The sequence below is a fragment of the Halobacillus sp. Marseille-P3879 genome, assembly GCF_900240285.1.
GTDB lineage: Bacteria > Bacillota > Bacilli > Bacillales > Halobacillaceae > Halobacillus_A.
The window spans coordinates 334,725-360,206 of record NZ_OESS01000002.1; the positions used below are offsets into that span (position 1 = coordinate 334,725).

Annotated in this window: 23 protein-coding genes and 2 pseudogenes; 14 read left to right on the forward strand and 11 right to left on the reverse strand. The window is 40.1% G+C overall.

Annotated elements, in window-relative coordinates; translation table 11 throughout:
- Positions 1–15: 15 nt before the first annotated feature.
- Entirely contained in the window at positions 16–252 is a 237-nt protein-coding gene (locus tag C1A12_RS09465) for a group-specific protein (protein WP_101843635.1), read from the reverse strand.
- Between the two features lie 17 nt (positions 253–269).
- A complete protein-coding gene (fdhD, locus tag C1A12_RS09470; RefSeq protein WP_373420464.1) occupies positions 270–1,049 on the reverse strand; it encodes a formate dehydrogenase accessory sulfurtransferase FdhD in 780 nt (259 codons plus the stop codon).
- Between the two features lie 350 nt (positions 1,050–1,399).
- Between fdhD and C1A12_RS09475 the strand changes: the two genes are divergently transcribed.
- The 3 genes from C1A12_RS09475 (at position 1,400) to C1A12_RS09485 (ending at position 5,562) form a co-directional block, all read left to right on the forward strand.
- Complete coding sequence (locus C1A12_RS09475; RefSeq protein WP_101843637.1) at positions 1,400–2,644, forward strand: OFA family MFS transporter; 1,245 nt, start codon at positions 1,400–1,402, stop codon at positions 2,642–2,644.
- Positions 2,645–2,716: 72 nt separating this feature from the next.
- Positions 2,717–3,076 carry a DUF2294 domain-containing protein gene (locus C1A12_RS09480; protein ID WP_101843638.1) on the forward strand — a complete coding sequence of 120 codons (360 nt, stop codon included), beginning with the start codon at positions 2,717–2,719 and terminating at the stop codon, positions 3,074–3,076.
- 125 nt (positions 3,077–3,201) lie between these two features.
- Positions 3,202–5,562, forward strand: a complete 2,361-nt coding sequence (locus tag C1A12_RS09485) for an FdhF/YdeP family oxidoreductase (RefSeq protein WP_101843639.1) — start codon at positions 3,202–3,204, stop codon at positions 5,560–5,562.
- 318 nt (positions 5,563–5,880) lie between these two features.
- On the opposite strand, the gene C1A12_RS09490 is transcribed toward C1A12_RS09485, so the two are convergent.
- Positions 5,881–6,414 (reverse strand): DUF420 domain-containing protein, encoded by a 534-nt coding sequence (locus C1A12_RS09490; RefSeq protein ID WP_373420465.1) that lies wholly within the window; start codon positions 6,412–6,414, stop codon positions 5,881–5,883.
- Between the two features lie 446 nt (positions 6,415–6,860).
- Between C1A12_RS09490 and C1A12_RS09495 the strand changes: the two genes are divergently transcribed.
- A complete protein-coding gene (locus C1A12_RS09495) occupies positions 6,861–7,763 on the forward strand; it encodes a D-alanyl-D-alanine carboxypeptidase family protein (RefSeq protein ID WP_255408406.1) in 903 nt (300 codons plus the stop codon).
- A 121-nt stretch (positions 7,764–7,884) separates the two neighbouring features.
- Entirely contained in the window at positions 7,885–8,220 is a 336-nt protein-coding gene (locus tag C1A12_RS09500; RefSeq protein WP_101843642.1) for a VOC family protein, read from the forward strand.
- A 26-nt stretch (positions 8,221–8,246) separates the two neighbouring features.
- Here the strand turns inward: C1A12_RS09500 and rlmN are convergent, their stop codons facing one another.
- The 3 genes from rlmN to C1A12_RS09515 form a co-directional block, all read right to left on the reverse strand.
- Positions 8,247–9,332: a 23S rRNA (adenine(2503)-C(2))-methyltransferase RlmN gene (gene rlmN / locus C1A12_RS09505; RefSeq protein WP_101843643.1), complete on the reverse strand. Its 1,086-nt coding sequence runs from the start codon at positions 9,330–9,332 to the stop codon at positions 8,247–8,249.
- A gap of 374 nt (positions 9,333–9,706) precedes the next feature.
- On the reverse strand, positions 9,707–9,892 hold the full coding sequence (locus C1A12_RS09510) for a small acid-soluble spore protein H (protein ID WP_101844846.1): 186 nt from the start codon (positions 9,890–9,892) through the stop codon (positions 9,707–9,709).
- 64 nt (positions 9,893–9,956) lie between these two features.
- On the reverse strand, positions 9,957–11,186 hold the full coding sequence (locus C1A12_RS09515; protein WP_101843644.1) for a hypothetical protein: 1,230 nt from the start codon (positions 11,184–11,186) through the stop codon (positions 9,957–9,959).
- A gap of 267 nt (positions 11,187–11,453) precedes the next feature.
- Between C1A12_RS09515 and C1A12_RS09520 the strand changes: the two genes are divergently transcribed.
- The 4 genes and pseudogenes from C1A12_RS09520 (at position 11,454) to C1A12_RS09535 (ending at position 16,172) form a co-directional block, all read left to right on the forward strand.
- On the forward strand, positions 11,454–12,482 hold the full coding sequence (locus C1A12_RS09520; RefSeq protein WP_101843645.1) for a serine hydrolase: 1,029 nt from the start codon (positions 11,454–11,456) through the stop codon (positions 12,480–12,482).
- Positions 12,483–12,534: 52 nt separating this feature from the next.
- Positions 12,535–12,699 (forward strand): annotated as a pseudogene (locus C1A12_RS09525) (methyltransferase); the annotation flags it as partial.
- Between the two features lie 128 nt (positions 12,700–12,827).
- A complete protein-coding gene (locus tag C1A12_RS09530) occupies positions 12,828–15,560 on the forward strand; it encodes a UPF0182 family protein (protein ID WP_101843646.1) in 2,733 nt (910 codons plus the stop codon).
- Between the two features lie 120 nt (positions 15,561–15,680).
- Positions 15,681–16,172: a hypothetical protein gene (locus C1A12_RS09535; RefSeq protein ID WP_145997043.1), complete on the forward strand. Its 492-nt coding sequence runs from the start codon at positions 15,681–15,683 to the stop codon at positions 16,170–16,172.
- Positions 16,173–16,346: 174 nt separating this feature from the next.
- Here C1A12_RS09535 and C1A12_RS09540 read toward each other — a convergent pair whose 3' ends face one another.
- Positions 16,347–16,841: a L,D-transpeptidase family protein gene (locus C1A12_RS09540; RefSeq protein WP_101843648.1), complete on the reverse strand. Its 495-nt coding sequence runs from the start codon at positions 16,839–16,841 to the stop codon at positions 16,347–16,349.
- A gap of 161 nt (positions 16,842–17,002) precedes the next feature.
- On the opposite strand from C1A12_RS09540, the gene C1A12_RS09545 reads away from it, so the two are divergent.
- Positions 17,003–17,230: an anti-sigma-F factor Fin gene (locus C1A12_RS09545; protein WP_101843649.1), complete on the forward strand. Its 228-nt coding sequence runs from the start codon at positions 17,003–17,005 to the stop codon at positions 17,228–17,230.
- A gap of 51 nt (positions 17,231–17,281) precedes the next feature.
- Here the strand turns inward: C1A12_RS09545 and C1A12_RS09550 are convergent, their stop codons facing one another.
- From C1A12_RS09550 to C1A12_RS09560, 3 genes are all read right to left on the reverse strand, one after another.
- A complete protein-coding gene (locus C1A12_RS09550; protein WP_101843650.1) occupies positions 17,282–18,214 on the reverse strand; it encodes a nucleoside hydrolase in 933 nt (310 codons plus the stop codon).
- A gap of 23 nt (positions 18,215–18,237) precedes the next feature.
- Positions 18,238–19,362: a DUF2515 family protein gene (locus C1A12_RS09555; protein ID WP_235001580.1), complete on the reverse strand. Its 1,125-nt coding sequence runs from the start codon at positions 19,360–19,362 to the stop codon at positions 18,238–18,240.
- A 170-nt stretch (positions 19,363–19,532) separates the two neighbouring features.
- Positions 19,533–21,092: an ABC-F family ATP-binding cassette domain-containing protein gene (locus C1A12_RS09560; protein ID WP_101843651.1), complete on the reverse strand. Its 1,560-nt coding sequence runs from the start codon at positions 21,090–21,092 to the stop codon at positions 19,533–19,535.
- Between the two features lie 305 nt (positions 21,093–21,397).
- On the opposite strand from C1A12_RS09560, the gene C1A12_RS09565 reads away from it, so the two are divergent.
- The 3 genes and pseudogenes from C1A12_RS09565 to C1A12_RS09575 all read left to right on the forward strand — a co-directional run bounded on the left by C1A12_RS09565 (position 21,398) and on the right by C1A12_RS09575 (position 22,917).
- Positions 21,398–21,553 carry a DUF1540 domain-containing protein gene (locus C1A12_RS09565; RefSeq protein WP_101843652.1) on the forward strand — a complete coding sequence of 52 codons (156 nt, stop codon included), beginning with the start codon at positions 21,398–21,400 and terminating at the stop codon, positions 21,551–21,553.
- Between the two features lie 195 nt (positions 21,554–21,748).
- Positions 21,749–22,428 (forward strand): annotated as a pseudogene (locus C1A12_RS09570) (HAD family hydrolase).
- A 6-nt stretch (positions 22,429–22,434) separates the two neighbouring features.
- Positions 22,435–22,917, forward strand: a complete 483-nt coding sequence (locus C1A12_RS09575) for a hypothetical protein (protein ID WP_101843653.1) — start codon at positions 22,435–22,437, stop codon at positions 22,915–22,917.
- 28 nt (positions 22,918–22,945) lie between these two features.
- Here the strand turns inward: C1A12_RS09575 and C1A12_RS09580 are convergent, their stop codons facing one another.
- Entirely contained in the window at positions 22,946–23,593 is a 648-nt protein-coding gene (locus C1A12_RS09580) for a YitT family protein (RefSeq protein ID WP_101843654.1), read from the reverse strand.
- A 327-nt stretch (positions 23,594–23,920) separates the two neighbouring features.
- Between C1A12_RS09580 and C1A12_RS09585 the strand changes: the two genes are divergently transcribed.
- Positions 23,921–25,222 (forward strand): Na+/H+ antiporter NhaC family protein, encoded by a 1,302-nt coding sequence (locus tag C1A12_RS09585; RefSeq protein WP_101843655.1) that lies wholly within the window; start codon positions 23,921–23,923, stop codon positions 25,220–25,222.
- The last annotated feature ends 260 nt before the right edge of the window (positions 25,223–25,482 follow it).

Consider the following 25,482-nt stretch of genomic DNA (forward strand, 5'->3'; position numbering starts at 1 on the left):
AAAAAAGGTACCTTACTACTCCGGTATGCCTGTCAGCTGTTTCAATTTCTTATTTCTTGCTACTCTCTCTTCTTTTTCTGTTAAATCGTATTTTTTAAGCAAATGAAAAAGCTCATTTAGTTCATGTTGTGCTGGTCGATTTTTTAAAAATTCGCTTGCCTCGTTGTACATATGGTCCGGCAGAAATTGTTTCTGGCTTTCAAGCTTGTTTCTAGTATCTGCGTTTGTATGATCAATATTACAGGAACTCATAGACTTCACCTCATTTTTTAAATTATTACCCTCTCAGGGTGAGAATAAATGTTAAATGAACCTCCACGGATAAAGCCGATGGCAGTAATGTTCAAATCTTCAGCCAGCTGGACGGCTAAATCTGTAGGAGCAGACTTTGACAATACGATGCCTACACCTATTTTAGCTGCTTTAGTTAATACCTCAGAAGATATACGTCCACTGAATACGAGAACTTTATCCCGTACTGAAATTTGATTTAAGAGACAATAACCATATAGTTTATCTAATGCATTATGGCGGCCGATGTCAGTCCGGTCTACTACCATTTCACGGCTCGTACAAATGGCAGCGTTATGTACGCCGCCTGTGCCTTTAAACAGGTGGCTGTCTTCCTGCATCTGCTGCATTAACTGAATGCACTGATCACTAGAGATGGTGGTAGTGGATGTAGAAGTCTTAGCTGTCTGTACATCATTTTGAAAATAAAATTGACGACTTTTCCCACAACATGATCCGATAAAACGTTTAGAAAAATCACGCTGATTATTTACCGCTTTTTCATCTGTCAGTTCGACGTAAGCAAATCCTTTATCCTCATCAATATTCAGGGATTTGATCTCTCTTCTAAATCGTATGACTCCTTCAGAAGCTAAGAATCCAACGACCATTTCATCGAAGTGGGAAGGTGTACAGACCATGGTAGCAAATTCTACCTGATTTATATAAATCGTCATGGGGAATTCCGTTACAATTTCGTCCTCCACCTGTTGAAAGTTCCCATTTTTAAATCGCACAATAGGATATGTGGCACTCATTCTTTCGTCCACGTGGTTCACCTCCCATGTAAAAGTTACATTACCAAAACTATAACGAATAGAGAACAAGGATGACAAGCTAAAAAATTAATAATTACGTGATCAAAAAAATCATTTGATATTTTTAAAGAAAACAGATAATATCTATAATAGATTCATAAATTTGTAACATTTAAGGTGCGAGACAGCGTTCCTGTCGTCGACTTAAGTGCAGTTGTTGTAAGCGATTACTTTGGTGAGTGAGTAGTGAACCTGCTTTAAACTAAACGTCGCCGCTTTTATTTTGTATGGGAATCTTCTCTACAAAATGAAAGGGCGGCGTTTTTTTAGGTAGCAAAGGAGTGAGAGAATTGAAGAAAACAAAAAACCGCTGGTTGATTGCATTGTCAGCTGTAGGTATCCATATCTCAATTGGTTCAGTTTATGCCTGGAGTGTTTTTACGAATCCGCTTATTGAGCAATATGGATGGGAACTTAGTTATGTATCACTAACATTCAGTATTGCCATTTTATTCCTCGGGCTTTCTGCTGCTTTTATGGGCCACTTTGTAGAAAAGTATGGACCTAGAACTTCGGGAATTGTAGCTGCCGGCTTTTTTGGCATCGGAATGATGGCTTCTGGAGGAGCGGCTGTACTGGAGTCGCTTTGGCTGCTGTATATTACATATGGAATTCTGGCAGGAATTGGCCTGGGAATTGGTTACATTACCCCTGTGTCAACTTTGGTTAAGTGGTTTCCTGACCGGAGAGGACTTGCCACCGGGCTTGCGATTATGGGTTTTGGGTTTTCCGCAATGATTGCAAGCCCGATTATGGCCAATTTAATTGATACAGTCGGGATTCCGGCAACATTCTTTATCTTAGGTTTGATCTATTTCATAGTTATGATGGCATCAGCGTTGTACCTGGAACGTCCTCCTGAAGGCTATATGAATGAGTTTTCTGAAGAGAAAAAGAAAACCCCTGATCTTTCTCAATTGACCGCAAATGAAGCAGTCAAAACGAGAAGGTTTTGGCTGCTTTGGGTGATGCTGTTTATAAATATTACATGTGGAATCGCTATTTTATCAGTAGCTTCACCGATCGCACAGGAAATCGCAGGCCTATCTACAGGGGCAGCTGCGGCGATGGTTGGGATAATGGGATTTTTTAATGGAGCGGGAAGGATTGCCTGGGCGTCGATATCTGACTATATGGGGCGGCCTAACGTATATTCCACATTCTTTTTGATTCAAATCATAGCCTTTTTCACCTTACCTGCGATTACACATGCTTTATTGTTTCAACTCGTTTTGTTCTTAATTATATCGTGTTATGGAGGAGGCTTTGCTTCTGTTCCGGCATACATTGGCGATCTGTTCGGAACGAAGCAGTTAGGTGCTATCCACGGTTATATATTAACAGCATGGGCAGCTGCAGGTTTAGTGGGTCCTCTATTAGTATCCTGGATCCGTGAAGCAACCGAGAGCTATGTACTGACGTTATCCATTTTCGGCATATCACTGGCAGCTGCTTTTATTGTATCTTTATGGATTCGCCTTGATATCAGGCAATTGAAACAGGAAAATGAAGACAGCCAACGAAATACTGCTTAAATCAGTTTAAGTTGACTACTTTAATCGTATAGTTTTATAATCTTGTAATAAACGAAAAAAGGTTGAACCTCTATGAATAAATATGAAGCTGAATTTAGTAATCTAGTGAAATCTTTTAGGAAAAAACATATGGGTAAGGGGCCGAGGAAGATTAGTACCACCTTTTGCAGAAATTGGGCGATCTGTGAAATGGAAGGGAACTTGTCTCCTGTTGAGAAATTTATAGCGAGTGCAGATGATGGCAGGCAGATGCTGCGAGCGGCCCGCACAGAAATGGTAAAAGAGATGTACCGGAAGAATCATCCTGTTGAAATGGAAGAGTTTTTGCAGTGTGAATTTATAGATTTGTTCGTAGATATTGATATCGAAAAAGATTTTGGCATGTCTATCTTTGTATTTAATGAAGACATTGGAGAGAAATTTATAAAATAAATTAAGAGGTTTGGCACTTTGCAGCGTTCCTGCTTAAGACTTAACCACCGTTATATGCCTTTCATTTTTATGGGGAAGGCCTGGCGGTGGTTTTTTTGATTATATAACGAGGAGGACTAAGTGATATGGGAAAGACAAAGCATAACGGACCAATAAAAAAAATAAAGAAACCTGCCCCTGAACATTGGGTAAGCCCGATTCCTTTCGGGTTAGGGAAAGTAAAACCTAAGCACATTCGTGACACGGTGAAGGTTGCCTGGAACAATAAAGATAATCTCAGCTATGCCAAAAATATTATTACAAAAGGTGTTTGTGACGGGTGTGCATTAGGGGTATCCGGTCTGTATGATCAAACGTTAACTGGACCACATATTTGCACGACTCGCTTAAACGTACTTAGGCTGAATACGATGCCGGCTATAGAGGAAACTATCCTGCACTCAGATATTGATGAGCTCAGGAAGTTCACGAGTACGGAACTGAGACAACTGGGAAGAATTCCTTATCCGATGATACGCCGCAAAGGAGAGCGGAAGTTTTCGCGGCTGACATGGGATGAGGCTATGGATATGGTTGCTGATAAAATGAAACACCTGGATCCGAAACAGTATAGTTTTTACTTAACTTCAAGGGGGATTACTAACGAATCCTACTATGTGGCTGGGAAAGTTTCACGTTTTCTCGGTACCAATCATATCGATAATGCATCTCGAATTTGTCATTCACCAAGTAAAACAGCATTGAAACGATCGGTGGGTGTTGGAGCTTCGACGGCGAACTATCAGGATTGGATCGGAACAGACGTGCTGTTATTCTGGGGCAGCGTAGCATCTAATAGCTCTCCTGTTTCTACAAAGTATATGCTGGAAGCAAAGAAAAAGGGGACAAAGATTGTTGTCATCAACCCCTATCGGGAACCTTCCATGGATAAATACTGGATTCCTTCGAATACGGAGTCTGCTTTATTTGGAACAAAAATAGCAGATGATTTTTACCAAATTAATATTGGTGGAGATATTGCCTTTATGCATGGAATTATGAAGCATTGGTTCGACCTCGAAGAAATAAAGCATGGGTCTGCTGTTAATCATGAATTTGTAAAAAAACACGTGAATGGGTTTGATGAGCTGAAAGCAAGCGTACAAGCTCAATCATGGGAACAAATAACGAAATCATCGGGTGTAACACAGGAGAGAATTATTGAATTATCAGAGTTGTTAGCGAACAGTAAAAATGCTGTTTTTGCATGGGCGCTGGGTTTGACCATGCATTCTTTTGCTACAGATAACATTTCTCAAGTTGCAAATTTAGCGTTGCTGCGCGGATTCCTTGGTCGCAAATATAACGGACTGATGCCATTTCGCGGTCATTCGAGTGTTCAAGGAAGTGGTGAAATGGGAGCTGATCCATTCGTGCTGCCCGGAGGAGACTTTAAAGGAGATAATATTAACCGTATTGAAGACCTATGGGGATTTGAACTCCCAAGATGGCAAGGAGATGTGGTGGGAGTCACATTAGAAAATATATTACTTCCTGAAGATCATGAAAGAAAAATTAAACTATATTATTTATCAGGAGGTAATTTCTTAGAAACTATGCCCGACCCTGATTATGTTGAGAAGGCATTGTCTGAACTTGATATACGTGTCCACCAGGACATCATTTTGAATACTTCAACTTTAGTAGATGCGAAAGAAGCGGTGATCGTACTGCCTGCTAAAACACGGTATGAACAGGAGGGAGGCGGCACATCAACCTCGACAGAACGAATGGTTTATTTCTCTCCGCAGATTGAAGGTAATAAAAATAAAATTGAAGAAGCTCGTACTGAGTGGAAAATTTATATCGACTTAGCGAAACGAGTGAAGCCTGATAATGCCCACTTAGTAGAATTCCGTGACGCTCAGGAAGTGCGAGAAGAAATCGCTCAGGCAAACTCCAATTATGATGGGGTGCAGCATTTGAACAAACAAGGAGATGTTTTTCAATGGGGCGGTGCCTGGCTGTGTGAGGGAGGAGTCTGTCCGACACCTGATGGCAGGGGGAACCTCATTCCAGTGGAAATTCCTGATTTAGAGAAAAAACCAGGTGACTTTTATTTAACCACAAGGCGCGGAAAGCAGTTCAACTCTATGATCTATAAAGAAACGGATCCGCTTAATGGAGCCGAGCGATATGATGTCCTGCTCAATTCTGAAGATGCCCGTAGTTTAAGGGTTCAAGATGGAGAAGCAGTTGTACTTCATAACTCGTATGGAATTTTTCAAGGGCAGGCCAGGTTTGCAGACATCGCTAGAGGAAACGTAGGCGTCCATTTTCCTGAAGGCAATTTCCTTCTCCCTAAAGGCAGGTATGAACGGTTTGCTAAAATCCCTGATTATAACGTTGGTGTAAAAATCGAAAAAGCTGAAAAATTTAATGCGAGAAAAGATACGCAGTATTTAGAGAAACGTGTAGATGATCTGGAGGATACCCCTGGAGCATAGATGAAGAGGCTGAGCTCAAAATGAATAAAGCATAAAATAATCCGAACGATTTTGTATAAATCAGTTCGGATTATTTATGGGCCAATAAAGAATTTTATCCTCGCTCCGTCAAAAAACTTCGCTTTTTCGGCACAGCCTCAGATTTCTCTTAAAGCAAAACGTGCTTTCCTGCAGGATACTTGCATCGCGCTATTATCCCACAAGAGTCTTAAACATTTTGACTACGCTGGTAATCTACGTATTTAATTTTTATTGTTTGTGTTTTGACCATGTTGTTTTACTTATGTTTCAGTCTATAGTTTTGTTTTCAATACTCGTTTAATAATAGGGAGAAATCATTAAATATACAATGACTCCGGTGATACTTACATAAAGCCAAATGGGCATTGTCCAGCGCGCAATCCTTCGATGTTTATCCACTTTCATCGCCAGCCCGCGAAAAAGCGTTAATAATGCTAATGGTACAATCGCAGCTGCCAGGACAATATGGGTAATAAGAATGAAATAGTAAACCGCTGCTATAATGCCTTCGCCTCCATAAGAAGTGGAACTAGCCATCGAGTGATAAGTTAAATAAGAAATCAGGAAAAAAGCCGTAGTCGTAAAAGCTGCGAAAATAAACCTTTTATGCCACTTAACGTTTTTTCTTAGAATCATAAATAAAGCAGCGAGCAGAAATACAAACGTAAATGAATTTAGTATCGCATTTAGCAGAGGAAGCAGTTTAATATCAAAGCTTGCTCCGCTTTCAATTTCAGGTATAAAAAGCAGAGCTACGACAATAGCGTTGATAGCAATGGATAGTCCGACAACCCAGGGGACATAATTGTATTCTTTATTAATTTGCACTATTATTCTCCTTCTTTTCTAAAAGATGTTCCATATTTAGTAGTATATCTAAAAAAACTGTCGAATTCATCACCACAGCTGATACAGAGGTGACGAATTTGTTAACTTTAATAAGGAGGAAATCTAAACTTTTTCGCCATGATACGAGGTTTTCATGATGATCCGGGCCGAAGTATTAGAAGGTGAGTTTATTTCAACAAAATAACAATCATTGAAGAGCAGAGACAAACATGAAAAGTATGTGACAAAATTCTAAAAATCTCGACAAACCTTCTATGGATAAGAGATACTAGACTTATTGTTGGTTTATACACTGCAATAACAATTTTCTTTAAGTGAGCAGGAGTAGAATCGCTTCTTGTAAGAGACAAAAAAAGAGACGCTTAGACGACGTAATAACTTAATTAAGGGAGTGAAGGGAGATTCAACACAGAAATACCATCCTCATTTTGATTTTCACAATATTATTTACTTTTACCATCCCCACGCTTTCTCTTGGAGAAACTAAAGAAAAATCACCTGACTTATTGAGTGAGTCAGCGGTTGTAATTGAGGAGCAGTCGGGATTGACACTTTATGAGAAAAACGCTGATAAAGAAATGTATCCAGCCAGCTTAACTAAAATAGCCACAGCTATATATGTAATAGAAAATGAGAATTTAGATGATAAAGTTACCGTCAGTGAGAATGCAAGATCCGTTGAAGGGACCCGTGTGTATTTAGAGGAAGGGGAAGAAGTGTCTCTCGAGAAGCTTGTCCAAGGCTTATTGATTAATTCAGGTAATGATGCCGGGGTAGCAATAGCTGAACATATTAGCGGGTCGGAAAAGGAATTCGCTGAAGATTTAAATAGTTTTTTAGAAGAGGAAGTAGGTATAGAGGACACTCATTTTACCAATCCACACGGGTTGTTTGATGAAGATCATGTCACTACCGCGAAAGACTTAGCCAAATTGACGAGGTATGCGCTGAAGGATCCTGTATTTGATGAATATTTTGGAACAGAGGAACTTGACTGGAAGGGCGATGCATGGGAAACCACCCTCCGCTCTCATCACAAATTATTAATCGATCAGAATGAAACGTCGGTTACAGGCGGGAAAACAGGCTATGTGGACAAGTCTGGTAATACGTTAGCTACTTCCGCAGAGAAAGACGGCCTAGAAGTAATTGTGATAACCTTAAAAAGTGAATCACAGGATATTGCCTATAGAGAAACACGTGAACTGTTAGACTATACTTTTAAAACGTACCACTCTACAGAGCGGTCCTCTGAAACGGATCTTTTCACTATTAAAGGTAAAGATGGGATTTCATATAGGTCCACCTCTTTACTGCAATTAATCAATTAAAGACCTGCAAACTTGCTGACAGCAAGCTGCAGGTTTTTTCTTTGACAAAAAGAGGATATCCCTTCTCCGGATAGAAGATAAATATGAAGGCGTAAAATTATTATTAGAAAGAGGAGATCTTATGGGCAGAGTAGTGGGATTTGAATTAAATAGTCAGGAGCCTGAGAAGGCAGCAGAATTCTATTCCAATGTTTTTGATTGGAAGATTGATGAAGCCCTTTTCGGCTATCGATCCGTGCAAACTGAAGGGATAAACGGAGGTATTGCTGAGGGTTCCTACGATCACCCGCATGGTGTTCGAATCCAAATTGAAGTAGATTCTATCGATGAAGCAGTTGGCAAGGCGAAGAAGTTTGGTGCAAAAGTGGTTAGAGAGAGAATGGAATTTGATGATTTCTATCTAGCCTATCTGGTGGACCCCACCGGCCTGGGATTCGGGGTCATCGAGAAAAAATAAAAAAGCACAAGGCTTTAAGCCTCATGCTAGTTTACTTGCAGTTTCTTCTTTTTACGGGCCTTTTCTTTTTCAATTTGCTTACTACGAAGCTGTCCGCAGGCTGCATCAATATCTGTCCCATGTTCTGTACGAACTCCACACTTGATTCCTCGATCCATAAGTGTCTGATAGAACGTCAGGATGGATTCCTTTTCACTTCGTTCATACGGGTTATCGGCTACCGGATTGTAGGGAATTAAATTAACGTACGATAAATGGCGTTTGTCTTTCAGTAAGTCTGCGAGTTCTTCTGCTTCTTTCTTATGGTCATTCACATCTTTTAATAAAATATATTCAAAGGTAATGCGCCGGTTTGTTTTTTCTAAATAGTAATCAATCGCAGGCATAAGTTTCTCTAATGGGTAGGCCCGGTTAATTTTCATGATTTGCGTGCGGAGCTTGTTATTTGGCGCGTGGATAGACAAAGCCAGGTTAATCTGGATGCCTTCATCCGCAAATTCATACATCTTAGGAGCGATTCCGCTTGTAGACACAGTAATATGGCGGGCCCCGATGGATAATCCCTTTTGGTCATTTACCACTTTTAGAAAATCAATGAGATTATCGTAATTATCAAATGGTTCGCCAATCCCCATAACGACAATATGGCTGACCCGTTCGTCATTTCCCTGCTTGTCAAGGTGCTGCTGTACCTGCATAATCTGCTCGACAATTTCGCCACTTGATAAGTCACGGTTTTTACGCAGAACGCCGCTGGCACAGAACGAGCATCCGATATTACAGCCGACCTGCGTTGTAACACATACGGAAAGCCCGTAGTTGAAGCGCATTAACACAGTCTCAATTACATTACCATCGTGTAATTTAAATAAAAATTTAACGGTTCCGTCCTTTGATTCCTGTTTAATTTCTTCATTAAGAGTTTCTATTGTAAAATGTTCTGTTAAAAGGTCGATACATGATTGATTTACATTCTTCATTTGAGAAAAATCGGTAATACGTTTTTGGTAAAGCCAGTCCCACACTTGTTTAGAGCGGAACTTCTTCTCGCCATGGTACGTAATCCATTCTGTCAGCTGGTCAAAGGTCAATCCGTAAATGGATCGTTTCATAAATACGCTCCTCCGTAAAAAAGTCACTATTTCTATGATAAATGATTTTTTTAAAGGAAACAACCACTCAGTATAATTTGTATTATATGAATATATTGTTAAACCTCATATTAATAACTAAAGGCAGCCTATGTCATAAATTAAACCATTATTAACAGCTGGTAGATTTATCAATAAATAGAGAGAATCTCTTTTATCCATAAAGTTTTTACTCTATTCGGCAGACAAGGTCTCTGTCTTAAGAAATTAGAAGGAGGCCGGGCGCTCGCTCGTACTTTAGAAGGGAAGGACATTAGCTTTCAGAGTCAAGATAAAAACGAGAAAGTGCCCCACAAGCAGAAAACCATCACCCAAATATGGAGTGATGGCTTCTCTTAATGCAATTCTTCCCGTAATTCGGATAAGGAGACCTCGAGTTCATTCTCAGGATGTTCAAGAGAATAAATCCTCGCTGTTTCTGTTTCTTCATTAACATGCTGGATATAAATTGAAGCATTATTGTAGGTAACATTCGCCATTACTGGAGAAGCTGCAATTTCTTGTGCGCGCTGTGTGTTCACATTATAGACCTCCTTTTTCTTAGCATATACAGGAAACCTGGTTTTATCCAGCGCACCCAAGGCGTTACTTTTCGGAGTCTTCATTCTTCTCCTGTCTGCGGCGTCGCTGACGATAACCATAGGTTGCGTTTAGGATCGTTTCTTCACTTTCAAGTCCGGCACCGAGAGAACCTGCCAGCGTAGCAACTGAACTTGCAAGCCATGCTAATAAAACATAAGTAGTCACACTTGGAGAATGCCCTAAGCTTTGTTCCAGTATATTTCCCGGCACAAAGAGAGCAACTGCTAAGAGAAAGAGGACGAAAATAACAAAATAATAAAATAGCACAGCCACCGATAAGGTCAGCAGGGTAGCCGAGTTGTACAGCCTTACTAAAAACTTAGAGCTTCTGCTGGTATGGCTCTCCCATAAATTATGAGCTACCACTATCCAAACAACCATAGCAATCATAGCAGTGAACATTAAAGCTATAAAACGAAGGAGGCTGTATCCGTCGCTAAGCTGCCATAAAGTCGGGAAGATGAGCCCGTAGGATCCGGTTGCAAAAGCTACCGCAATTACACTTTTAAAGGAAGAAAAAATCGTCCATGGGCTGTTTGCAAGAACCATTCCTGATAAAAGTCTGATACGGCCGGTGGTTTTATGCTTATTGTAAAACCTCACCCCATCATCATTTTCATTTTGGTTAAAATGTGTTTTTTCGATAGGTGACATCCGCTCTGTTAAGCTATGACCAATTAACCGTTCAGCAGCCCGCTTCTTCCTCATTTGACTCCTGGTTTTCTGTTTGTCAGCTAGTGGTTCCTCTTGTATGGCTTCCTGCTGATGGATTTCCCGAGTCAATTGAAAAATCGATTCCCGCAGCCGGCGCTGCAATGGAAAGGCCCCTAACGACGGAAAAGAAATGAAACCTGCTTTTCTATCTTTACTGGCTTCAGCAACAACTAAACGATTAGATGAAAGGATAGGTAAGTCTGTAATGCAAATTGCATAATTCCAATCGTGGTCATTTTTAAATGCTTCTGTTTTCTCCATAATTTCAATGGCGTCTTCTGTACCACCTGTTAAAGGGTCAGTTAATACTTTAATCTCCCAATTGATTTGATCGTCAATTTGGTCATTAAGAAGTTGAGGGAGATCTTCTACAAGCTTGTAAGCGAATTTTTCTGCGAGCTCCGGTGCGGGCACTAACCCTAATGTAATCGTCTTGAATTCTGCAGGTGAACTCTCATCTGTGTACGTCTGTTCATTTGTTTCTGTGTCTGAGTAGGTAGTAGTGTGCTGATTAGACAAGAGTCTCTCCTCCTTTTTTAGCTCTCTCGTACTTGTCCATTAAGCAAATCTGTATTATTCATACCCTGTGAGAATGCATCTTACACTTTAAATAGGCCCACCTTAATTTTAAGTTTTTAGTACCTGTGAATTTCTTCTTAATCTACTCATATCCTTTTTTGGGGTGATTCACCGCCGGCCAGCCTTATATTATGCCGTTCACCATTATAAACTATAAAAAGGATTTTCAGCACAATCATAGAATTAGTTTCTAAAAGGAGTGGTTGGATGATTAAAATAAATCAAGTAAAAGAAGATCTGGCTGAGGAAATTGAACAGGTTAAAGGGTTTTCAGGGGCAGTGTATGTCAAGGGGAAGGGAATGACTTATCAAGGTGCTTATGGCTTTAGAAACCGTGAAGAGAACCTGCCTAATAACCCGACTACACGGTTTGGTATTGCGTCGGGTTGTAAGCTTTTTACTGCTGTCGCTATTGCTCAGCTTGTTGATCAGGGTTTATTAAATTTCCACACAAGGTTAGATGAATGTTTAAATCTTAATTTTACTCACTTTGATCCATCGATTACTATTCATCAATTGCTTACTCACTCCTCCGGTATACCTGATTATTTTGATGAAGAGGGAAATGTAAACTTTGAAGAGTTATGGAAAGAACAACCCACATACGAACTGAAGGAATTAAAAAATTTCCTGCCTATGTTTCAACATGAAAGAATGAAGTTTTTACCGGGAGAAAAATTCCACTATAACAACGCGGGATATATCATATTAGGACTGATTATTGAACAACAGACACGGATGAAGTTTACCGATTATGTCGAAGAGCATGTTTTGAAGAAGGCAGGGATGGATCAATCCGGTTACTTTTCAATAAACAAGCTGCCTCGTAATACTGCAAATGGATATATTGACTTGGAGGATGGAAGCTGGAAAACTAATATTTTTTCTATTCCCATTAAAGGTGGAGCGGATGGAGGAGCATTTGTAACAACTCCTGACATGGTTAGATTCTGGGATTCCCTCTTGAATTGTGAGTTAATTAGTGAAGAAAACACCATTGTTTTACTTTCCCCTCATGCTCAAGCAGATAACGAATTGTATTATGGCTATGGAGTATGGATGAATATTGCTCATGATGAAGTGTACAAGTACCATGTGATGGGGTATGATCCCGGGGTCAGCTTTCATTCAGCCTTTTATCCTCAATTAGACCTGACCCTTGCTGCTGCGTGCAATAAAAATGTAGGAGCATACGAGGTGGTTAAAGCCGTGGAGAAGGTTGTTTTTCATTATTGAATGAATAACTTTAACAAAACTATCCGCTGAAGAAGTGAAAGTATATTTAAAGACAAATGAAACTATACAATACGCACATACATTGGAGGAACAGATTCAAGGGCAAATCGAAGCGGGTTTTGTTATTGATGGTTTCTATGAAGACAATTTTGGAGGCAGCCGTCCGCTGGATCCTTATATACATACCTTTATTGCAACTAAAGCTGTAAAGCTTTAGAAGAAAAGAGAAAGCATTCAATGGTAGAAGGAGAGAGGGCTGTAACTTGAAATAAATGTAGAAAAAAACGAAACATTTTTTGTTTAGTTTCGTAATAGGTATAGATATTGATTTTTAGGGGGAGAATCGTGACAAAACAAACAAGAAGCATTAGCCCGGAAACCGCTGGAAAGGTGAAAAAGCTGGGTTCATTTATTGGCAGGATCCTTGGGGTGCTGTTCATCCTGGCTTTTATCGGCTGGTTATCCGTTTACTGGATTACTGATTACATATGGATGGATACTCTCGGATTTCGTAACGTATATACAACGATTTTAGGAAGCAAGGTCTTATTAACCATTATAGGATTCGCTTTATTTTTTATTACGAGTTATTTTACCTTGTCATGGATTAGAAAGTCGTATTTAGGACATTTTGATCCATCGCAGCTTCCTGCCTTTATCCGTGAAAAGAAGTGGAGCCGGATCACAGCCGGAGGTATTGCTCTTTTTGTCGGGGGAGTAGGCAGCATTATTGTCCAGGGAATAGGGTGGGAATTATGGTTGAAGTTTCTGCATCATGCTTCCTTTGGGGAGAATGACCCTCATTTCTCCATGGATCTTTCATTTTATATGTTTGAATTGCCTTTCCTGGAGTTTGCGATAGGGACTTTGCTCGGGTTATCAATTTTTCTATTGCTTATCGAAATAGGCTTTTACTCTTCGTTTCGTATGTACCGCAGGAGCCGTGCTGCTCAAATCCATATGGGGATTACATTAGGAATAATCGGACTGCTTCTGGCAGCTTCCCATCTGCTTGAGCCATACGAAACGTTGTTAACGAATCAAGTGAATATATTCCAGGAAAGTGTCGTTCACGGGTTAAGCTACACAGACAGCGTTGTGAATATTCCAGCTTCTTACGTGATGGCTGGTACTGCTGTCCTTGGTGCGCTCTGGATGATTATTGCTTTAACTAAAGGAAATTTAAGAACTATGATGGTGCCGGTAATTGTTTACGGCAGTCTGGCCTTATTAGCACAGGGAGCATCATTTATTGTCCAGAATTACGTGGTATCTCCAAATGAATTTTCCAAAGAGAGTCCTTATCTGGAACACAATCTGGATTTTACCCGGGCTGCGTATGAATTAAATAGTATTGATGAAAGGGAACATCCAGGGAACCAATCTCTTGATGAGGCTATGGTTGAGCGGAATGAATTAACGATAAATAATGTAAGAATCAATGATGCGCGTCCCATCCTTGATGTTTATAACCAGCTTCAAACGTTTCGGACGTACTATGAGTTTAATGATATTGACATCGATCGATACGAAGTGGATGGAGAATATCAACAAGTCTTTCTTGGAGCAAGAGAACTTAATACCTCAGATCTTCCTTCGCAATCAAAAAATTGGGAGAATCAGAACTTACGATACACCCACGGATATGGCGTGGCGATGAGTGATGTAAATGAAATAACATCACAGGGACAGCCTGAGTATATGCTTCAAAACATTCCGCCAGAAGGGGAGATCGAGGTTGAAAGACCACAAATTTACTTTGGAGAAGAAAATTCCAGGAATGTGATGGTAAACAGTGAAGTTGATGAATTTGATTATCCGGCTGGAGATGAAAACATGTCATCCAGATATGAAGCAGATGCTGGTATTCCGTTAAGTGGTCTGAATCGTTTATTGTTTTCAATAAACGAAGGGTCCTTCCGCATGTTCGTTTCAGACCAGATTACAAGTGATAGTCAGCTGCTTGACACACGCAACATTATGGACCGTGTAGAGCGTATCGCACCGTTTTTTGAATACGATGATGACCCGTACATTTTTATTCGGGATGATGGCAGTTTAGCGTGGTTAATAGATGCATATGTCACAGCAGAGGATTATCCTTACTCAGAGGCCCATAGGGAAAATGAAAATTATATTCGCAATTCTGTTAAGGTTGAAGTAGATGCTTATACTGGAGAAGTAGAGTTTTACGCAGTAGAACCTGATGAACCACTGCTGCAAACGTATGACGCAATGTTCCCTGAGTTGTTTACTAAAGAAATTCCAGAGGATGTTCAAGCTCACTTCCGCTATCCAATCGATTTATTTAAAATCCAGGCTGAGATGTATGGAACCTATCATATGACTAACCTTGAAGTTTTTTATAATCGGGAAGATTATTGGCAATTCCCCACAGAAAAATATTTTAATGAAGACATTGAAATGGAACCTTATTATGTAACAATGCAGCTCCCTGAATACGAGGAAGAGGAATTTGTACTTATGATGCCGTATACCCCAAGAAATCGTCAAAATATGGTGGCATGGATGGGCGTGCGTAACGATGGGGAAAACTACGGAGAAACGTTCGTTTACCAATTCCCGAAACAGCGTAATGTTTATGGTCCCCAGCAAATTGAGAATCGCATTAACCAGGACAGCACGATTTCCCAGCAGCTTAATTTATGGTCTCAGGGAGGATCAGAAGTTATTAGAGGCAATCTGCTGGCCATTCCTATTGAAGATACTGTGATGTATGCTGAACCTATTTACATTGAATCTTCTAACGAAACTTCATTGCCAGAAGTCAAACAAGTTATCTTAGCTTATGGTGATGAAATCGTAATGGAGCCGACGTTTGATCAGGCAGTTGAACGAATGCTTAGTCTGATTGATCCGGATGTAGAAATGGAAGAAGATGAAATTGAAGAGGACCCGCAAGCTGAAGGAGAAGAAGCATTAATTGAATCTGAAGAAATCCTACAGGAAATTTCTTCACTATTTGATGAATACCAAAATGCCCTATCCAGTGGAGACTGGGAAGAAGCGGGAGCAATCATGGGAGAGATTGAGGAACAATTAGCAGAGAATGAATAAGTTTTAAACATGGAGAACGAGATAGCCGAGATTACTGAAAGTAGTTTATCGTGAAGAAGCACGGGTGGTCGTCCGCTAAAAAGGGGAAGAGGCCTTCGTTCCTTGCGGCAAGAAAAAAGCTTGCGGAAAAACGAGGCCACTGAAAAAGTCCTTTCTGATCTAGAAGAGCTTATAAAGTTTGTTGTTGCTTCTCACGAATCGCTTATCGGTGGATGCTTGCCAGGGGCACGGCCTCAGCTAACTTGGTCAAGAAGGTCACTTGACCAAGTAGATCTTCTGCTCGTGCTGTTCCCGCGACGCACCGGACGTGCTAGTGTTGATGTTGGCCACAGGACGTGGACGGTTTTAATCGACCAGGCGTCACCACCGAACGCTCATCGTGGTCTTAACAGAGGTAAAACAATAGAAAAGGAAGTCATTGAATCCAAGTCTGTCATCTTAGATGCCACGCATACCCGATCACGATATAAACAGCTGTCTCCAGAAGAAGTGTTGCGCAATCGATCAAAATCCGTATGCAAGACGATTGACACAGTAGATGAAAGCATGAAAGAGAAGTTCCCAGAGAAGCCGATGGAGAATAACCTTGGTTGCCCTACTCCAAACGTCTAGTCGAGGTTATGGAGAAAGAACCGTTTTCGGCGGTATAAGCTATATTTCCTCTTTCCGAATACGCAGCGTCCGACAGTGCTTCTAACTTGTTAGAGGCACTGTTTTTATTATACAAGGCCTTCTAGGAGCTGAAAAAATCAACACACTTTTCCTTCGTAAATAAGAGTACGATCTTCAAGGATGGATTAAAACAGGAGTACCGATAGGAATGATGCTTGCAAGCTCTTCAACATCATGGTTATACATGCGGATACATCCTAGTGAAACGGCTTGCCCGATGGAGGATGGATCATTTGTGCCATGAATTCCATAATGTTGTTTGGATAAACTCATCCACATCGTTCCATACGGGCCACCTGGGTTTGGCGCTTTATTAATAATGACGAAATCTCCGACTGGCGTTCCGTGAAGCATCCTGCCGACCGCGATAGGGTATTGTTTTTCCATTACGCTGTTTTTAAACAGTGTCAACTGGCGGTTGTTAATCGAAACGTCGATTTGATAAGGGATAGTATCTGGATCGGGGAGACCGGGAATGGTAATTGTTTGTCCGGAATAAATTAAATCAGGATTTAGTGAAGGATTAGCCCCGATAAGCGCAGGGAGGGGAGTACGGTAATCGAGTGAGATTTGAAATAAAGTTTCGCCGGGTTTAACCGTATGAATCATGATAATTCACCTCCTAAATTATTCATGACGTTATTAACCTGGATCACTGCGTAAACACTCATGACCTGATCAACTCCAAAACACGGTGTTCTTTTACCTTTGTGTATAACAGCATTTGAGATCGAACAAACTAGCAGCAAAACCGTACGAGGAGGAACGTTATGAAAATTAAATATTACTGCCGTCAATGTAACCGTCAGGTAGGTCAGTTGGATGCCGCACAGACCGATGTGTCACAATTAGGATCAGATGTATTAAATGATGCGGATCAGCAGCAAACCGTTCAAATGGAAGGGGAGCACGGGCTCGCCATTCGTACGATTTGCGACGACTGTAATGAATCAAAGAGTCAGTCTTCTGTTCGCTATGATCCTAATATTTTCAGTTAATCTCTCCGTCCTTACACAATTTTTTTGTGTGTAAGGACGTTTTTTATTTAATCACATCATAACTTGTATGAAATCCTGTAAGAAAAAGTTATAGTCAAAATCAAGAACAATAGTATGAATGGGATGATTAGCTTTCATATCAGGGACGTGACGAAAATCTGCGTAGGTCAATCCTTTGGAGGCATCAGATTCTACTACAAATATCTGGCGATTCACGGAGTAGAAGCGTTCTTTATTTAACAGGTAGCAGAATAGGGTTACATCATGAAGGGGTGCCCCATTAATATTAGGAATTATATTTTCGTATTGAGAACTATAGTATGACATCATCGGGTGAAAAATTTTTGCGAAAGGTGATTTTGAGTATTTAGTGAGGTAGGTAATAGCTTCATTTGATATGATGGCACGGTTAGTGACGTTTAGAGGGATAAAGGTCAAATCTTTACCATGAGTGGCAACAACCTTTGCCGCATGGGGATCGCCGTAAATATTGGCTTCAGCTAGATGGGTAACATTTCCCGGCACATGAAATGCCCCGCCCATAATCATTATATTCTCTGCGAGTTCAATGTTGCTCTCTTGATGAAGATGCATAAGTGCCAATGTAGAAAGCCTTGAAAGGTTAACAAGGGTGAGTTTACCATTATGTTCTCTTATGAGATCGTAAACTTTCATGAATGGGAACACCGTTATAGAATCCTTTAACCGGGGACGCACAAATCCCAATCCTTCAACCCCGTGAATGTTATAAAAATACTCAGGAGAATTCCCTGTTAAAGGTTGATGTGCTCCAAGGATAATGGGAATCTCCTCTTTACCTGCGATTTTAAGTAAGTACCAGGTATTTCGTACCGCGTCCTCCTGACTGACATTTCCATATTCATTTATAATGCCCGCCACCTCAATATCAGGGTGAAGAAGTGCATAAATAATAGCAAACGCATCATCAACTCCAGGGTCAGCAACTATTAAAACCTTTTCCAATTAGAGGAGCCTCCCTAAGTGAACTATTTTTTGTGAAACCATTTATTTTTTGCAAAAGCTGCCATTTCGAGTTCTTCAATAGTGGCACAATACGTTTTTTCTATTTCACCATCAAGCGGCTTAGCTCCTTTTTTAATAAAATGCAGCATTTTTTTATTGTGACACCAGTCCCCGGGCTCAGCTTGTTCATGTTCCCAATCTTTCCATACAGTGGTTAATGAAGGACTGTAGATTCTTTGCTTATTAGTCTGAAGAGTGCAAGGACTGCTTTGAAGTTCATGGACCTGCTGGGGCGGGGATTCTTTTATATCATTAAATAAGTCTGGCCAATAGTCTTTTCTTGAGCCTGTATGGGGGTGTGTTTTTGCCCATTCAACTGTCTGTTCAAGCCGGCTTTGTATAGAGTAAAGCAAAGCATACAGACCTTTGCCGAAATGTATACGTTCATCTACTGAAGAAAAATGGTGAACAGTCCCTCCGGTAAGTTTCATTTTCTTCTGCAGAGGTGTTTGGTATGGAAATAAAATATGATTAAAGTTTAAAATGTCCTGGAGCTTAAACATTGTCTTGTTAAGTACAGTATCTTTATAAACTGAATTCTGAATAACGCGATTCTCAATATATTGTTGTTCATTAATGATTAAAGCTACCGTTAATTCATTATTTCTTTTGTTTGTCCAGAGACTTTCCCAGAAGGGTTTCATAAACTTGGAAATGTGAAGGTGCGATAGTAAATGAAAGAGAGGGCGAGACTGCTTCTTGCTTTCAGCGTATAATAGCAACTGTGGATAGGCATCCTGAAAAATCAGCCAGTTTCCTCTCTCTAAAAAAGCAAAAAAGTCGATTTGCTCTTGTTGAGTGAGCAGCTTCGGCAAATATTCCCCTTTTAAATCCGTCATGTTCCATCCGGCATTTCTTGATACAAGATGTGCCAGAAGCGCCCAGTGTATCTCGGGATGTTCTACATAAAAATCTAAATAAGCTTGAGTGCGTGTAATGTTATTCTTATTCCGACAAGTCGTTAAATGTTGAATATGTTCAATGATTTCTTTTTCTTTAAGAGTTAAGTCTTGTAGGTTTCTCTTTAACAAGGATGCGGTTATACTACGCTTCAATTGATTGATATGCTCTTTAGTCTGCTTAAACAAGTCCAGTCCTCCTCCTTTCAAAGCTGCTTGTTAATGTATATGGATGAAATTACCTGATGATGTTGTTGGAAAAATAAACTAATATTTAGTTTTTACTTTATTTATAGTGCTATACAACCCAACAAAAAGAAAAGGAAACTCTTAAAAAGTTAAGAGTCCCCCAGTCTGATTTATTGAAATACTTTAGTTGTCCAGCTTTCACAATTCCATGTATCTGTGACTACATCCTGATAAAAATCTGGCTCGTGTGAAATGAGTAACACACTGCCCTTATACTCCTTTAAGGCACGCTTAAGTTCTGCCTTGGCATCGCCATCTAAGTGATTTGTAGGCTCGTCAAGGACGAGTAGGTTTGTTTCATTGTTAATGAGCTTACAAAGCCGGACTTTAGCTTTCTCTCCACCACTTAATACCTGGACTTTGCTTTCGATATGTTTTTTCGTTAAACCGCATTTCGCTAATGAACCACGGACTTCCTGCTGGGTAAAGTGACGGAATTCTTCCCATATTTCTTCAATACAAGTCTGCTGTGATTCTTCTTTCAACTCTTGTTCAAAGTAACCAATATGCAAATGCTCTCCTAATTCCACCGTACCAGCAACAGGGCTGATTTCTCCGAGGATGCTTTTAAGCAGCGTTGTTTTACCAATTCCGTTAGCACCGGAAAGGGCAATTTTCTGTCCTCGTTCCATAGATAAGTTCAACGGCCTGGATAATGGTTCATCGTAACCGATGACAAGATCATTGGTTTCGAACAAATATTTTCCAGGAGTTCTTGCCTGCTTAAATTGAAAAGATGGTTTTGGCTTTTCTGAATCAAGTTCAATTACATCCATCTTATCGAGCTTCTTCTGACGGGACATCGCCATTCTGCTTGTAGCCGCATTGGCTTTATTACGTGCTACGAAATCTTTCAGGCTGGCTATTTCCTTTTGCTGCTTTTTAAATGCAGCTTCTTTCTGTTGTTTCTTCATTTCATATACACGCAAAAACTCGTTATAGTCACCAGGATAGCGGGTCAGTTCCTGGTTTTCCATATGATAGATCAAGTTAGCAACATTGTTCAAAAATGGGATGTCATGAGAGACAAGAATAAATGCGTGATCATATTCGATTAAATAATTTTTCAGCCATTCAATGTGTTCAACATCTAAATAGTTTGTAGGTTCATCAAGCAGGAGGATATCAGGCTTTTCTAACAACAATTTCGCTAATAATACTTTTGTCCGCTGTCCCCCGCTAAGGTCATGCACATCGCGATTAAGACCGATCTCGTCCAGGCCCAGTCCATTTGCGATTTCTTCGACTTTAGCATCAATCGTGTAAAAGTCGTTGTTGGTAAGGGAGTCCTGAAGCAGTCCCGTTTCTTCCAGTAATTCCTCTAACTTATCAGGTTCTACTTCGCCCATTTTCGCAAATAATTCGTTCATTTCCTTCTCGATATCAAACAAATATTGAAAGGCGGTACGCAGGACATCACGTATATCCATGCCCTGTTGCAAATCTGCATGCTGATCCAGATATCCAACACGAACGTTTTTTGCCCACGTTACGCTTCCTGCATCAGGTTCCAGTTGTCCGTTTATAATATTCATAAAAGTTGATTTACCTTCTCCATTCGCTCCGATTAAACCAATGTGTTCTCCTTGAAGCAATCGGAAGGACACATCGTCAAAGATGGCGCGATCACCGAACCCATGACTTAACTGCTGAACTGTGAGTAAACTCATCTAATCCACCTATTCCTTTTTAAAATTCCGCTTCTCCCATTATATAGGGGAATAACAGGACAATAAAGCATTAGTTTGGGAAAAAATTCGTATGGTATAATAAGGTAACATCAATAATTTGCCTTTACTCCCTTTCAGGGAATGCCAAGTATAAAACAACATTATTAGAGGAAAGTACTTTTGTATGTTTTAAGCCAAAATAATTGTCTGTTAAAAAGCATGAAATGTTAATAAAGAATTACCAAATACATACCTGTATCAACTATTCTTAACTGTGAAAGATAAGACAGAGGGAGGTGAATGTCGTGGCCAAAGATGTATTATGTGAAGTAAACAACTGTAAATATTGGGATAAGGGCAATAAATGTACTGCCGATGCCATATATGTGGTCAGTCATACAGGAGACCAAGCTTCAAAGAAAGAGGAAACAGATTGTAAAACATTCGATCCTAAAATTTAAATACTCACGGGCAGTCATTTTAAATGGCTGCTCTCCGACAAAAAGAGTGTAACTATGTGGATTAAGTGAAATCCGGGGGCTTTTGAAACAACACTGTTTGAACAAAGCAGAACAATTATGCCCTTTTAAATAGAAAAAAGCAGGAAACAAGGGGCGTTGTAAAGAAATAAACTACTAGGAATAGCAGGTGGTACATTGATTAGAGCTGTACTGTTTGATTTAGATGGAACAATGCTAAACAGAGAGCAATCTTTGAAAAAGTTTGCGCGAAGCCAATATTATAAATACATACAGAGTCCTTGTATATAGCCCGGTTAATGGAATTGGACGACAGAGGGTACGTGGCCAAGGAAGTGGTTTATGACACATTGATGGAGGAACTTAAATTAAAGGAACTGACAGCAGGAATGTTAGTTGAAGATTATTTTACTCGCTTTCAGCAATTTTGTACCCCTTTTCCTCAGTTGAATGAGACATTAACGAATTTAAAACAACAAGGATATAAACTCGGAATAATAACGAATGGCAAATATCCTTTTCAACACGACAACATAAGAGCTCTTCATATTGATCACTTTTTTAATGTTATTTTAACTTCTGAATATGAAGGAATAAAAAAACCGGACCCGCTGATCTTTCAAAGAGCGCTGAATCGCTTACGCGTAACAGCAGAAGAAAGTGTATTCGTTGGTGATCACCCTGAGAAAGACGTACAGGCAGCTGTTTCTGTAGGGATGCACGGTGTTTTAAAAAGGGATGATTACTGGGGTGATGTAAATACTGAACACGAGGTTTTAGAGCTGGATGAAGTTCCTGACCTCCTAGAGCGATTAAAACTGGAGGGAAGCTCAAGAGGTGAAAATGAAGAGAGGTAGTGTAAATTGGTTATTACATATATTCCCCCGAAAATTAAAGCCTCTACAAGAGAGATTGCTATCCAGAAAGGTAAATATATCGTTGGTTATATGGCTCACTATTTTCATGAAGATGTTCAGACCTTAAAAGAGTACCCTGTTAATTTAGAAGTACAAAGTGAGGAAACGAATAACACTTATATTATTCAGCAGGATATTGAAACCAAAAACAAATGGACCATTTTTCAAGCGGGGAAACAAATTGGCGAGATTGCAGCAAATCGTACTAAAAAATTTAAATTAGAAGCATCGATAATTAATAATGAAGTAATAAAAGTCGAAGCAGGCTTTAAGGGAACCGGGAGAATTAATAAGAATGGGGTCACTGCTGTCAAAGGTCTTTTTCAGCATAAAATTAAAATCGATACCATTGAGGAATTAAGAGAAATCGATTCCGCCTTGTTAACAAGTATAGTCCATGTTTTCTGGTGCTCTCACACTGCAAAATAAACTGCGGACTTGAACAGTAAGTCCGCAGTTAAGAAATATGGACTTTTTGCTTGTTTGCTGAACTCCTGTTTATGAGACTTTCCGCTTTTGCAGTGAAAGGCATAAAGAAGTGAATAACTATGCCGCTGAATAGAGTGATGATCACTGTCCCCACTCCAATCGGCCCATTAAAAAGAAAGGCTATGGCTGCAAGGACCAGACTTACTAATGCCCGGGATATGGATACATTTAATCCTGTCAATTTCTTTACGACCAGCATCGTCCGGTCAAATGGATTAGGGGCAAAGTCAGCCTGCAGATTCACAGCAATGCCTAAGCCTGCAAAAAAGAGCCCGAAAAGAAGACACGTCAGCTGCATACCAGCGGTTTCCGGTTCAATCCAGGCTTCAGTAGAGAAGACCCACACATCAATAAAAAAACCGGTCACAAGTGCCGTGATGATCGCGAAAAATTCAGGCTTCTTTCTTTCTGCCAGGGCATTAAAAAGAATTAGAGAAAAAGCGACCACAACTTCCCAGCTTCCAATTGTGAGTCCGAATGTTCGATAAAGTCCAACTAGGAGGGCGTCAAAAGGAGAAGTCCCGAGATGGGAATGAATGGTAAGTGCAATACCGAACGTCATAATAATAATGCCGATTATATAAAAGAAAATCCGATTCTTCGTACGTAACGTCATGATATCACCCTCTTAAAGAACTTCTTTACACTCCTTCTATCATAAAGGTAATTCGAATTTTTTCCAATCATTTAATGTTAAATTTCAATCGAGGTCCCAACTTTAGAAATGGCTGAAAAGTGTTAATTATATGATTATCGTATTTGGGATATCTATCTCTTGTCACACTCCTTGCTTTGCTGTACAGTTATCCTGTATTTCAAATAGCTATAGCTTTTATTTTTATGAAAGTGGATTTTATGGGTGAAAAATAAATTTTTGTGACAAAAAGTCTTCTCAACTGTGAGAAGATTTTTCATTTGTGTGGCCATGATAGGAGGATGCTATATGAATCAAGGGATAAAATCAAACCCGCTTGCACTTATTCCGTTCGGAGTATTTATTTTATTATTTATCGGTTCTGGAATAATTACGGGTGATTTTTATCAAATGCCGGTCTTAGTAGCCGTTTTTTCAGCTATTTTAACAGCCTTATTTATGAATAGAAAAACCGATTTTAATACGAAAGTTCATCAGCTAACAGAAGGGGGAGGCCATCCGAATATCATTTTAATGGTGGTCATCTTCCTTCTGGCAGGGGCTTTTGCTTCAGTTGCTGAAGGAGTAGGGGCAGTCGATTCTACTGTTAACTTAGGGTTAAGTATTCTTCCGGAAAACTTGCTGCTCGTAGGCTTGTTTATGATCTGCTGTTTTATATCAATTTCTATGGGAACCTCTACCGGAACGATCGCAGCCTTAGCTCCTATTGGACTGGGTATAGCAGAGCAAACAGATATAGGACTTGCTTTAACAATGGGTGCTATCGTAAGTGGTTCGATGTTTGGTGATAACTTATCAATAATTTCAGATACTACCATTGCTGCAGTTCGAACTCAGGGGACAGCGATGAAAGATAAATTTAAGGCGAACTTTTTTATTGTATTACCTGCTGCTATCATCACTGCTATTCTTTTTAGTGTATTGACGCTGGAGGCTTCAACTGCTGTTGGAGAGGATCAGAACTTTCACTTGATGAAGGTGCTGCCTTACTTAGGGGTTCTCGTGTTTGCGTTGGCTGGTGTAAACGTAATATTTGTGCTTATTGGCGGAATTATTTTCGCCGGGATCGTAGGTTTTATTATAGATGGCTTATCTATATCTAAGTACGTCACTTTAATAGGGGATGGGTTTGCAAATATGCAGGAGCTGGCTATGCTTGCGATCCTGTTAGGAGGATTAGTAGAACTGATACGCCAAAACGGCGGGATCGCTTTCTTGCTTCAGTTAATAAGCACAAGGCTTTCATCATATAAAGGAGGAGAATTAGGGATTGCAGGATTGGTGAGTTTGGTTAACTTCTCAACAGCAAATAATACGATTTCTATTATTACAGCTGGGCCGCTAGCTAAACAGATGGCGGAGCGATTTAATATTGACCCACGTCGCTCAGCTAGTCTGCTTGATATCTTTGCCAGCTCTGTACAGGGTATCATCCCTTATGGGGCACAACTTCTGGCTGTAGCGGGGGTGGCACAAATCTCACCACTTGAAATAACGCCGTATTGTTTTTACCCAATGTTAATTGCTATATCAGGAATATGTGCTATAACCTTTGGACTGCCTAAATTTACGATACAAAATAGAAGTTGATTTCACTATGAATTATCAGGCGATCTAAAAACTCAAAGTGAGAGAACGGAGGATAAAAACAGCTTGCTTTTTAAGAGGCCACTGAAAAAGTCCTTTCTGCTTTTAAAGTTTGTTGTTGCTTCTCACGAATCGCCTATCGGTGGATGCTTGTCGCGGGCACAGCCTCGGCTAACTTGGTCAAGAAGATCACTTGACCAAGTGGATCTTCGGCTCGCGCTGTTCCCGCGACGCACCGGACGTGACCGGTTTTAATCGACCAG

What these genes read in the sequence shown, in the direction of transcription:
- C1A12_RS09465 (WP_101843635.1), bottom strand. Translation starts at nt 252, where the DNA reads ATGAGTTCCTGTAATATTGATCATACAAACGCAGATACTAGAAACAAG.
- fdhD (WP_373420464.1), bottom strand. Translation starts at nt 1,049, where the DNA reads ATGAGTGCCACATATCCTATTGTGCGATTTAAAAATGGGAACTTTCAA.
- C1A12_RS09480 (WP_101843638.1), top strand. Translation starts at nt 2,717, where the DNA reads ATGAATAAATATGAAGCTGAATTTAGTAATCTAGTGAAATCTTTTAGG.
- C1A12_RS09485 (WP_101843639.1), top strand. Translation starts at nt 3,202, where the DNA reads ATGGGAAAGACAAAGCATAACGGACCAATAAAAAAAATAAAGAAACCT.
- C1A12_RS09500 (WP_101843642.1), top strand. Translation starts at nt 7,885, where the DNA reads ATGGGCAGAGTAGTGGGATTTGAATTAAATAGTCAGGAGCCTGAGAAG.
- rlmN (WP_101843643.1), bottom strand. Translation starts at nt 9,332, where the DNA reads ATGAAACGATCCATTTACGGATTGACCTTTGACCAGCTGACAGAATGG.
- C1A12_RS09520 (WP_101843645.1), top strand. Translation starts at nt 11,454, where the DNA reads ATGATTAAAATAAATCAAGTAAAAGAAGATCTGGCTGAGGAAATTGAA.
- C1A12_RS09540 (WP_101843648.1), bottom strand. Translation starts at nt 16,841, where the DNA reads ATGATTCATACGGTTAAACCCGGCGAAACTTTATTTCAAATCTCACTC.
- C1A12_RS09545 (WP_101843649.1), top strand. Translation starts at nt 17,003, where the DNA reads ATGAAAATTAAATATTACTGCCGTCAATGTAACCGTCAGGTAGGTCAG.
- C1A12_RS09560 (WP_101843651.1), bottom strand. Translation starts at nt 21,092, where the DNA reads ATGAGTTTACTCACAGTTCAGCAGTTAAGTCATGGGTTCGGTGATCGC.
- C1A12_RS09580 (WP_101843654.1), bottom strand. Translation starts at nt 23,593, where the DNA reads ATGACGTTACGTACGAAGAATCGGATTTTCTTTTATATAATCGGCATT.
- C1A12_RS09585 (WP_101843655.1), top strand. Translation starts at nt 23,921, where the DNA reads ATGAATCAAGGGATAAAATCAAACCCGCTTGCACTTATTCCGTTCGGA.